The organism is Aminobacter sp. P4_H6_2 (assembly GCF_056400805.1).
Genome location: NZ_JBFUKO010000808.1, coordinates 1 through 2,110, shown reverse-complemented (window position 1 = coordinate 2,110; position 2,110 = coordinate 1). Strand labels below are relative to the sequence as shown.

Genomic DNA, 2,110 nt, shown 5'->3' with positions numbered 1-2,110 from the left:
AGAACCTCGACGATCTGCTCACGCCGAACCGCATTTTCAAGCAGCGCAACGTCGATATCGGCGTGGTTTCGCTCGACGACGCCTGGGCCTGGGGGTTTTCGGGTGTGATGGTGCGCGGTTCGGGCGCTGCCTGGGATCTGCGCAAGAGCCAGCCTTACGAGTGCTATTCCGAGATGGAATTCGACATTCCGATCGGCAAGAACGGCGACTGCTACGACCGCTACCTGATCCGCATGGAAGAGATGCGCCAGTCGGCGAAGATCATGCGCCAGTGCGTCGATCTGCTGCTCGGCAAGGAAAGCGTCGGTCCTGTTTCGAACATGGACGGCAAGGTGGTTCCGCCGAAGCGTCAGGCGATGAAGCGCTCGATGGAATCGCTGATCCATCACTTCAAGCTCTACACCGAAGGCTACCGCGTGCCGGCAGGCGAGGTTTATGCGGCTGTCGAAGCGCCCAAGGGCGAATTCGGCGTCTTCCTCGTCTCCGACGGCACCAACAAACCATACCGCTGCAAGCTGCGCGCACCAGGTTTCGCCCATCTCCAGGCGATGGATTTCCTGTGCCGTGGCCACATGCTGGCGGATATCTCAGCCGTTCTCGGCTCCCTCGACATCGTGTTTGGTGAGGTCGACCGCTAAATGTCAGTCCGCCGTCTCGCAGAAGCCAGCGTCCAGCCAGCGTCATTCGCCTTCAACAAGGCGATGACCGCGCAGGCCAAGACCTGGATCAACAAGTACCCCAAGGGCCGCGAACAGTCGGCCGTCATCCCGTTGTTGATGCTCGCGCAAGAGCAGGACGGCTGGGTGACGAAGGCCGCCATCGAGCATGTCGCTGACATGCTGGCGATGCCCTATATCCGCGCGCTGGAAGTGGCGACGTTTTACACCCAGTTCCAGCTCAAGCCGGTGGGCACGCGCGCTCACATTCAAGTGTGCGGCACCACGCCCTGCATGCTGCGCGGCTCGGAAGAGCTGATGGATGTGTGCCGCTCCAAGATCCATCACGATCAGTTCCACACCAACGAGGCGGGAACGCTGTCGTGGGAAGAGGTCGAGTGCCTTGGCGCTTGCGTCAACGCGCCGATGGTCATGATCTTCAAGGACACCTACGAGGACCTGACGCCGGAACGGCTGGCCGAGATCATCGACCAGTTCGAGGTGGGCAAGGGCGAGCAGGTCAAGACGGGCCCGCAGACCGGCCGCGTGTTCTCCGCGCCGCTGACCGGGTTCACCTCGCTCACGGACGAGAAGGGTGTGCTCAAGACCACCCGCGACAAGGATGCCAAGGCTGCTTCCAAGGCCGCGAAGGCTGGCGGCGAGCCGGTGAAGGCCGAGGCGCCGAAGCCTGCCGCTGTTGCTGCCGTGCCGGCCAAGGCTGATGCCGCGCCGGTCAAGCCATCGCTGGAAGACAAGAACCGTCCGGCTGGCATCGCCAAGCCGGCTGCCGTCGACGACCTCAAGCTGATCTCGGGCGTCGGTCCGAAGATCGAGGGCACCTTGCACGAACTCGGCATCTTTACCTTCGCCCAGGTGGCGTCGTGGAAGAAGGCGGAGCGCGAGTGGGTCGACGGCTATCTGAGCTTTCATGGTCGCATCGAACGTGACGACTGGGTCAAGCAGGCCAAGGCGCTCGCCAAGGGCGGTGAGGCCGAATACATCCGCGTCTTCGGCAAGAAGCCGGTCTGAGGAGCAAGAACATGCTTGAAGACAAGGACCGCATTTTCACCAACATCTACGGCCGCTTCGACCAGTCGCTGGCTGGTGCGATGTCGCGTGGCGCCTGGGATGGCACTGCCGGCATCATCGAGAAGGGCCGCGAGTGGATCATCAACGAGATGAAGGCATCGGGGCTGCGCGGCCGTGGCGGCGCCGGCTTCCCGACCGGTCTCAAATGGTCGTTCATGCCCAAGCAGAACGCCGACGGCCGTCCGTCCTATCTCGTCATCAATGCCGATGAATCCGAGCCGGGCACCTGCAAGGACCGCGATATCCTGCGCCATGACCCGCATACGCTGGTCGAGGGCTGCCTGCTTGCCGGTTTCGCCATGGGTGCCGTTGCGGCCTACATCTATGTGCGTGGCGAGTTCATCCGTGAGCGCGAAGCATTGCAG

Annotated in this window: 2 protein-coding genes and 1 pseudogene; all 3 read left to right on the top strand. The window is 62.7% G+C overall.

Translation table 11 applies throughout. The features are described from left to right. Positions 1-638 (top strand): NADH-quinone oxidoreductase subunit D-related protein (locus AC1DUU_RS30425; RefSeq protein WP_476787036.1); only part of this gene is annotated, 638 nt, incomplete at its 5' end. Next, positions 639-1,685, top strand: coding sequence for an NADH-quinone oxidoreductase subunit NuoE (nuoE, locus tag AC1DUU_RS30420; protein WP_476787035.1), 1,047 nt, complete (start codon positions 639-641; stop codon positions 1,683-1,685). Positions 1,686-1,696: 11 nt separating this feature from the next. Further along, positions 1,697-2,110: pseudogene (locus tag AC1DUU_RS30415) on the top strand (NADH-quinone oxidoreductase subunit F); the annotation flags it as partial.